At 56.5% G+C, this 7,872-nt stretch carries 8 protein-coding genes; 4 read left to right on the forward strand and 4 right to left on the reverse strand.

Going from position 1 to position 7,872, the window contains the following annotated elements:
• Window positions 1-214: 214 nt before the first annotated feature.
• The 4 genes from P7F28_RS09600 to P7F28_RS09615 are packed head-to-tail and all read right to left on the reverse strand — an operon-like array spanning window position 215 to window position 3,459.
• Complete coding sequence (locus P7F28_RS09600; RefSeq protein WP_277184270.1) at window positions 215-910, reverse strand: hypothetical protein; 696 nt, start codon at window positions 908-910, stop codon at window positions 215-217.
• A gap of 27 nt (window positions 911-937) precedes the next feature.
• Complete coding sequence (locus tag P7F28_RS09605; protein WP_277184271.1) at window positions 938-1,831, reverse strand: fumarylacetoacetate hydrolase family protein; 894 nt, start codon at window positions 1,829-1,831, stop codon at window positions 938-940.
• The gene (locus P7F28_RS09610; protein ID WP_277184272.1) at window positions 1,779-2,651 is read right to left on the reverse strand and encodes a 2-keto-4-pentenoate hydratase; all 873 of its coding nucleotides are present in this window, start codon (window positions 2,649-2,651) and stop codon (window positions 1,779-1,781) included. The genes P7F28_RS09605 and P7F28_RS09610 overlap by 53 nt, the downstream gene beginning before the upstream one ends.
• A 1-nt stretch (window position 2,652) precedes the next feature.
• Entirely contained in the window at window positions 2,653-3,459 is an 807-nt protein-coding gene (locus tag P7F28_RS09615) for an IclR family transcriptional regulator (protein WP_277184273.1), read from the reverse strand.
• Window positions 3,460-3,546: 87 nt separating this feature from the next.
• On the opposite strand from P7F28_RS09615, the gene P7F28_RS09620 reads away from it, so the two are divergent.
• From P7F28_RS09620 to P7F28_RS09635, 4 genes are all read left to right on the forward strand, one after another.
• On the forward strand, window positions 3,547-4,980 hold the full coding sequence (locus tag P7F28_RS09620; RefSeq protein ID WP_277184274.1) for an MFS transporter: 1,434 nt from the start codon (window positions 3,547-3,549) through the stop codon (window positions 4,978-4,980).
• A gap of 117 nt (window positions 4,981-5,097) precedes the next feature.
• Window positions 5,098-5,550 carry a cupin domain-containing protein gene (locus P7F28_RS09625; RefSeq protein WP_277184275.1) on the forward strand — a complete coding sequence of 151 codons (453 nt, stop codon included), beginning with the start codon at window positions 5,098-5,100 and terminating at the stop codon, window positions 5,548-5,550.
• Window positions 5,551-5,768: 218 nt separating this feature from the next.
• Window positions 5,769-6,605 (forward strand): shikimate dehydrogenase, encoded by an 837-nt coding sequence (locus P7F28_RS09630; protein ID WP_277184276.1) that lies wholly within the window; start codon window positions 5,769-5,771, stop codon window positions 6,603-6,605.
• A 114-nt stretch (window positions 6,606-6,719) separates the two neighbouring features.
• Complete coding sequence (locus P7F28_RS09635) at window positions 6,720-7,739, forward strand: Gfo/Idh/MocA family protein (protein WP_277184277.1); 1,020 nt, start codon at window positions 6,720-6,722, stop codon at window positions 7,737-7,739.
• Window positions 7,740-7,872: the final 133 nt, after the last annotated feature.

The following is a 7,872-nucleotide window of genomic DNA, read 5'->3' on the forward strand; positions in this document are numbered from 1 at the left end:
TCTTATCTCCTGTTCCAAATTTTCGATTTCTACAAACTTCGCGAACGCCTTCTTTCAAGGCAAAAAAGACGTGCGATGAAGTTAGTCATTTTCTTAAAATATAGGTAGTACTACATATCATATTAAAGAAATCGGTTTACGTAGTTTGGATGTCCTTAAATGAAATACTGCTTCAAGCGCCTGGAAACGGGATTGAATTACTCCGTCGGCTTTCTTATCCTGCGCTCCACGGGGTCTTACACCGGGTATATTCCAGTTGGTACATCGTGGAGTCGGCTACTACGGAATTTGCTTCCGGCGAACGGGTGAGTCCGACATTGAAGGCATCGAGCGCGGAACGGACATAGTCCGCTCGGCATCCTTCGATCAACACGATCCATTTCGGCACTTCTGTGCCTTCTGAACGTGCTTTCTTTTCTGCAGTTTCAACTCTGCTAACCGCCTCGTCGGCCAGGCACAAGTGAACACCAGTAATTCCAGAACGATCAACAAGCTCCGGAAGAAGCCGTTGACGCAGACTTTTCACGGCCTCGACGCGCGCCATCTCGGGTATGTCAAAGCGCGCTGTTGCGAGATAAGCGCCCTGCCCGACACCATCGGAATACGCTACGTGGCAAATGGAGCGAGCAACGCTTCGGAAAGAGGCGACGACTTGTTTGGTCCACGGCGTAGGTGAATTAAGCCGAAGAAGATAGTCTTGCGCACCGAGCACTTCTACTGTGTCCGCTTCGTACAGGTTAAAGTACTCAGGGCCAGCGTCCAACGCAATGTAACGGCGACCGCGCCTAAAACCCGGAATGCCGACACGTTCTGGCATATGTTCTCGGTTGTGCCACTCGTAAAATTCATTTTTCGCGTCTGGCAGCAGATCATGCCAGATTGCGACGACTCCCGTACCTGCAAGGCTCATGTGATCTCCTCCACGAGATGAGACGCTCTATCGTGCTACCGGATATTCTCCGCGACCCCAAGCGGAGCCTAACGAATCTGCATAATCCACGACCGTCTGAGTCTGCTCACCAAGTCCGGTCCCACCCAGCGTCATTGTGTCACCGGGTTTGAGAAATATCGGCGGCTTCTGACCGAGGCCAACGCCGGGAGGCGTTCCAGTAATAATGATGTCACCTGGCATGAGCGGCATGAACCGGCTGAGATAGGCGACAAGATATGCAACGGTGAAGATCATCGTGCGTGTGTTGCCTGTCTGACGACGGACGCCATTCACATCGAGCCATAAGTCGAGTTGTTGCGGGTCGGAAACTTCGTCGCGCGTGACCAGCCACGGACCAAGAGGCGCAAAAGAGAAGCTGCTCTTGCCCTTTGTCCACTGCCCTTCGCGTTCGAGCTGGTACGCCCGTTCTGAGATGTCGTTGACAAGGCAGTACCCGGCAACATAGTCAAGTGCAGTGCTTTCATCGACATGCCAGGCGGGTGCGCCAATCACCACACCCAGTTCGACTTCCCAATCTAATTTCTGCGCACCTGCGGGCAAGATGACCGGGTCGTTCGGTCCGCTGATCGCACCTGTATGCTTGTTGAACACGACAGGTTCCACCGGGATCGGCGTATTCGTCTCAATCGCGTGATCAGAATAATTGAGGCCGATGCACACAAGGTTGCGAACATTAGCCAGACAGGGACCCAGTCGCGTTCCAGCTTCGACGACAGGCAAGCGATCGAAATCGACACCTCGTAGTTTTGCCAACGAAGCGGCAGGAAGACTTGTTGCATCGATGTCTCCGATCAGTCCTCCGAGGTCACGGATTGCGCCGTTGAAATCAAGAACACCGGGACGCTCGTGGCCGGGCTCGCCAAAACGCACCAGACGCATTGAGTACTCCTATTTTAATTGAGAAATGAATAGGTAGCGAACCGAGTTCACCAAAGCCTATGCGAAGATCGCGACCAACGGGTAACTCGAATACGCCTGCATACGAACCAGTAATCACGGCTTGGCCTGCTTGCAATCCAAGGCCGTGGTCACACAGGTAATTGGTCAGCCATACGATCGGCGCGAGTATGCTTCGATCTGGATGGCGGCCCTCAAAGCGAAGCGTCTCTTCATCGCACCCGGCCAGACTAATTACAAACTCCGCAGGAAAGTCAACGATCGTCGCGCCGTCCGGCAATTCAATCTTCGGCCCGATGACGAGGCCCGCATTGAACAGACCGTCCGCAAGCAATTCAGGAAAGGTCATCTGCGCCGGATTCGAATAGCGACTACCAAGCAACTCCAGCGCGAGATGAGCATCGCCTAACGCATTGAGAACATCCTCTTCATCATATGGCCGCTTCCTCGGCGGCAAGTCGCGCTTCAGCAAGCAGGCAATTTCAGGCTCCGCTTTGAAGTGAGGCTCAGCCGTGCGGGTACTGAGAAGGCATTTCGGGCCTGAATAGACCGTATCGACGTAAATCGGCGCGACGACGACTTTGCCCGCCGAAGGCAGTGCGCATTTCCACGCTCCAGTTTTCAGACCAAGCCCGATGCTCACTGCCTGCTGGATCGCGAAACCCTCTTCGAGAGTCTGAGGCCGCAGGATGATTGGAAGCCGATCTGCGTAAGCGCCTTGCCGGCGTGCTGTAACGAGAGCGCGTGCCGCTTGTTCTGGCCACGCGGCTTCTCGCTTTCCAGCCGGTTGGGCGTTCGCCATGTCAGGCCGCCTCATGTACGTGAGCACCGACGCTCGCTCTCGGCCATACCGAACCCAGCTTTTCGGATGCTTCCTTCAACAGCGTGTGGAAAGCGTCGTAGCGCTCTCCGGGGATGCGCAAAACGGGGCCGGCAATGCTGATTGTTCCAACCACCACGCCATCGGTAAGCGATGTCACGGTGACAGCCAATGCGACGACGCCTGGCTCTGCCTCTTCAACAACCAGACCGTAACCACGTTGACGGGTGCGCTCCAACTCCGGAATCAATTGGTCAACGCTCGTGATGGCTTTCGATGTCCCTGGGCCGTTTGACTTTCCGAGCCCGCCGCGCAGTGCATGCGCAACCGCATCGTCATTTGACATCGCTGCCAGCCAGGCCTTACCTACCGACGTGGCATGCAACGCGATCGCGCTGTGCATGGACGGCGAATACATAAGACCCGGTGCGGCCCCTTGCGATGCCGCGAGCCATGCGAGCGTTCCTTCGTTGACGACCGTCAATCGCACAAGCTCGTGGCACTGTCCCGCTACTTCGTCGAGGATCGGTTGGACGAGACCTGGTAGACCAAGGCCGTGCAAGTAGCGCTGGCCCAGCAAAGATAGCTTCAAAGTCAGGCGGTACTGCGAAGTCTGCTCATCTTGCTCGGCCCACCCTTGTTCACAGAGCTGCGCGAGCACCCGGTGAGCGGGTCCCTTTTCCAGCTCAAGCTCTGCGGCGATGTCAGACATGCGCATCCAGCGCGCCTCGCGTGCGAGCAACTCGATCGCTTGAAGCGAACGGTCAACTGCTCCCTTGACAACTCTCATAATATCGGTAACGATGTTCTTACTGGAACGGTGTTACAACAATAAAGAACGAGCGCCGAAAAGTCAATCCAAAGACGGAGACAAGTCATGAAGGGAAGCACCCCGGTTGAGACCCATCGCCAGCGGCAGTCAAAGATAGCTGCCGCCAGCGGCTGGATTGGCTCAGCGCTTGAGTACTACGATTTCTTCATCTACGCGACTGCCGCGTCCTTGCTTTTCCCGCAGCTCTTCTTCCCCTCGGGCAATCCGACAGTAGCCATCATCGCATCACTGGCGACCTTCGGCGTGGGGTATGTCGCCCGACCCATCGGGGCGATGGTACTTGGCCACGTCGGCGACCGCCACGGTCGGAAGACCGTGCTGATCTTCTGTATGTTCTTGATGGGTTTTTCGACGATGGGTGTGGGACTGTTGCCCACATATCAGCAGGTCGGCATTTGGGCGCCATTGCTGCTCGTCATCCTCCGGTTGATTCAGGGCTTTGCCGTCGCAGGCGAAGTCTCCGGCGCCAGTCCCATGATTCTTGAACATGCTCCGTTCGGCCGACGGGGTTACTTTGCGAGCTTTACCCTACAGGGTGTGCAAGCCGGGCAGCTCTTGGCGGCCGCGGTCTTCTTGCCGTTGGCGCATTTCTTACCGAAGGATCAATTCGCCTCGTGGGGATGGCGCGTGCCCTTTCTCCTCAGCTTTGTCGTCATCATCATGGGGTATGTTATTCGTCGGCAGGTTGAGGAAACTCCAGCTTTCCGCGACGAACAGGCCCACGGCGAAGTGCCTGCGTCACCGGTTGTCGAGGTGCTCCGGCGCAGCTGGGACGACGTCTTGCGCGTAATCTGTATGGCGCTCGTTGCGGTCATCGCCCTTCTCGCTACGGTGTTTGGCGCCGCGTACGCAGTTCAGCCGGCTTACGGTATTGGCTTTCCAATAAGTGTCTTTCTTTGGATTCCCGTGCTTGGCAACATCTGCTCGGTGATTTTGATTCCCTTTGTCGGAAATCTCTCTGACAAAATCGGCCGCAGACCTCCGGTGCTCGCTGGCGTGCTTACCGCCGGGATACTCTCCTTCGGCTACCTTTACGCCATCAGCATCCATAATCTGTGGCTTACGGTAGTTCTCTCGGTGCTGATGTGGGGCATCGCTTACCAAGGCTTTAACGGTGTTTTTCCGAGCCTTTTCCCTGAGCTGTTCCGGACACGGGTGCGCGTGACAGGCATGGCCATCGGACAAAACGTTGGGACGACGCTTGCTGCACTGACACCCACGCTCTTTGTAGCTGTCGCGCCCCCGGGTACCGAGAACATACCGCTGAAAATCGGCTGCCTGACGTTCGGCATCTGTCTGATTACCGCCTTCGCAGCATTCACCACGCGAGAAACATTTCGGGTTCGACTTGACGATCTGGGCGATCGCGATGCGGCTCCCGTTCCGAAAGCAGAGTACGACCGCTTGCGTGGTGAGGTAATCGCTGGACGAACCCAAACTGCTGACTCGCAGGATTTTGTAAATCAAGTCCGATCGTAGCCTGTCTCTAGTCCACTCATCGTTGCATCACGTCAGGGGTGCAACGATGCGCAAGCCGAGCAGACGAACCAGTCCTGGCGCATCCAGCGACATTGACGTCATCTAGAGAAATTTCACATGCATAACGAAGATACTTCCCGTTACGACGGGCCGCGCGATCTGGCGCAATCTCTGAGCGCTTTTGCGCGCGTGAACGCGAACGGCGCGACCTGGAACCAAGAGGGCCTGCGTGCCGACGCAGAGTACCGCGACCTCGGGCTCGCAACGGCGACCAATGGCCGTATTGGCGCCAAGCACATTCGAGCGCTCAAACCGTTCACAGAACCTACGGGATGGCATTGGCATGATATGACCGCCCATTATCTGTATGTGCTGCGCGGATCTGTGACGTTCCGTTTCGCGGGTGTAGAGGGCGACGTGACACTTAGCGCTGGTGACGGCCTATCGCAGCCCGCCGGTGTTCCTCACAACGTGATCTCTCGCTCCGACGACCTGGAGGTCATCGAGATCAATGAACCAGCCGAATACGGAACTTGGGATCTCGATGTACCGCCAGCGCCTTGGAAGTGAGGAGCGCTACCTTTGAGAGTTGCGCCTACGTCACGGCATGACGTCTAAGATGCGCGTTCAACAGGAACGGCACGCGACCGCACGATCGTATCGCGTCGATAAGTGGAACATTAATCGACTTGGCTTTCGGCGAAGAGATATTGTTCCCTTCGTAAAAGCGCAGCTACTGTGCAGCCCAACAGGACTGTGCAATTACCCAACATTGAACGTTTGCAGCAATGGACCAACCATATATTACCGGAAAAACGCGGCTCTACGGGCTAGTCGGCGATCCACTGACGGCAGCTAAATCGCCCCAATTGTTGAACAAGCTTTTCATTGAGCAACACGTAGAAGCAGCTTGCGTTCCGTTCTGGGTCAAAGCGGAAAACCTTCCCGGCTTTGTCAGCGGCGCACGAGCGATGGACAACCTCTCAGGCATGCTCGTGACCATGCCTCATAAGCAACGGATGCTTGCGTTTGTTGACGAACTGGACCCGACCGCTCGTCAGGTCGGCGCGCTCAACGTCATCCGCTGCGAACCAGATGGACGCTGGATCGGCGCGATATTCGATGGCGTTGGCTGCGTGCTCGGGATGCAATGGGAAGGCAACCACCCTGCAAACAAGTCAGTACTTCTCGTCGGTTCGGGAGGCGCAGGCAGCGCCATCGCATTTGCAGTTGCTGCAGCAGGCGCGAGCAACTTAACGATTTCCGATGTGGACGAGCGCCGGGCCGCTGATCTCGCGGATGCTGTTACCGCTGAAACCGGCTGCATCGTACATTCGGGGCCGCCCGATCCGCACGGATTCGAAGTGGTGATCAACGCCACTCCGCTCGGCATGAAGCCCACCGATGCGATGCCGGTTGATCCAGGGCGCCTGGCACCCGGCACCATCGTAGTCGACATCATTAACGCGGCTGAGCCGACGCCGCTTCGCCGCGCAGCGCATGCGCGCGGATGCCGCACCCAGGACGGAGGGCCCATGCATCAGGGACAGGCTGTGCACGCACTTAAATTTCTTGGATTTGACTATTGCCCCGAAGGACGATCGGCACCGGGGGGTCCGGCGTAAGCGTCGCATGAGCGCACGCAACGGCCAACGCCAAAACGGATGGCCCCAAGCGATACACCTGCCATTGTTCGATTTCGAAGAACGAAGTCGAAAACCAACATTATGGAGACACACATGAGAGTTGCTCTGCTGGAAGTCAGTCACTGGCATGTCCCACTTTATCTCAATGCGCTGGAAGCGCCCGGAATTCAGGTAGTTGCGGTGTCGGATGCAGAGCACGTGAAAGGCGAGGAAATCGCCGCACGGTTCGGGAGCAAGTTGTACTCGTCGGCCTATGAGTTGCTTGAGCATGAAGAAGTTGATTTTGCATTTGTGTTCGGGCGCCATTCTGAAATGCCGTTGCTAGCTGAAGCCGTGATCGCTCGAAAGATCCCGTTTGCGCTGGAGAAACCGTGTGGCATCAACATGTCCCAGGTCACCCGGCTTCGCAAACTCACCGAAGAAGCAAATCTCTATTGCGCAGTACCGTTGATCTTTCGAATGAGTGAACTGCTCAACGCGCTTGAAGACGCGGAGGGGCGCATCCCATCGGACTTCAATTACATGTCGTTTCGTTTCGTGGTGGGCCCGCCCGGTCGGTACGAAGCGGCAGGCGCGGGGTGGGCACTCGATCCCGTGTATTCGGGTGGTGGATCGACAATCAATGTGGCGACGCACTTCATCGACTTGTTCAGACTGCTCACTGGTAAGGAGGTCGCCCGAGTCTCCGCCACGATGAATGCGAGAACCCATCGAGGCGCTGTGGAGGACTATTCGTTGCTCACCATGCAGACCGAAGACGGCGTAATTGGCTTGGTGGAAACCGGATATAGCTTTCCGAGTACTGCCGACGAGCAGCGGGAATTTTCGTTCACGCTTGCAAGTGACCGTATGTACGCGAAATCTGGCCCTGATCGAATCGAGTTTCGCGACAGAAACAATCTTTCTGCCGGCACGCGGAGCCGCCGCATCCAGGTGGAAACCGACATTTACTATCCGCTGTTCGTCAAGCAAGTGCTCGCTGAATGCCATACTGGCGCAAAGCCAATCGCGTCTCTGTGCGACGCAGAATTGATGATGCAAGTGATGGACGCAGCTTATGCGTCCGCTCGGCAGGGAGGCGCGCTTCAGAGTCTCCGATCTTCCTCTAAGTGACACACGGCGGACGTCATCATGCCGGATACGATTGTTAGCAATACGGTTGACGTTCCTGCGGCAAAGGAAGGAGCTTGGATCGCCCCAGACTTTCGCTTCAACACTGGCGAGGTGATGTCAGAGTTGCGGCTAC

This window comes from Caballeronia sp. BR00000012568055, from assembly GCF_029439455.1.
Taxonomy (GTDB): Bacteria; Pseudomonadota; Gammaproteobacteria; order Burkholderiales; family Burkholderiaceae; genus Caballeronia.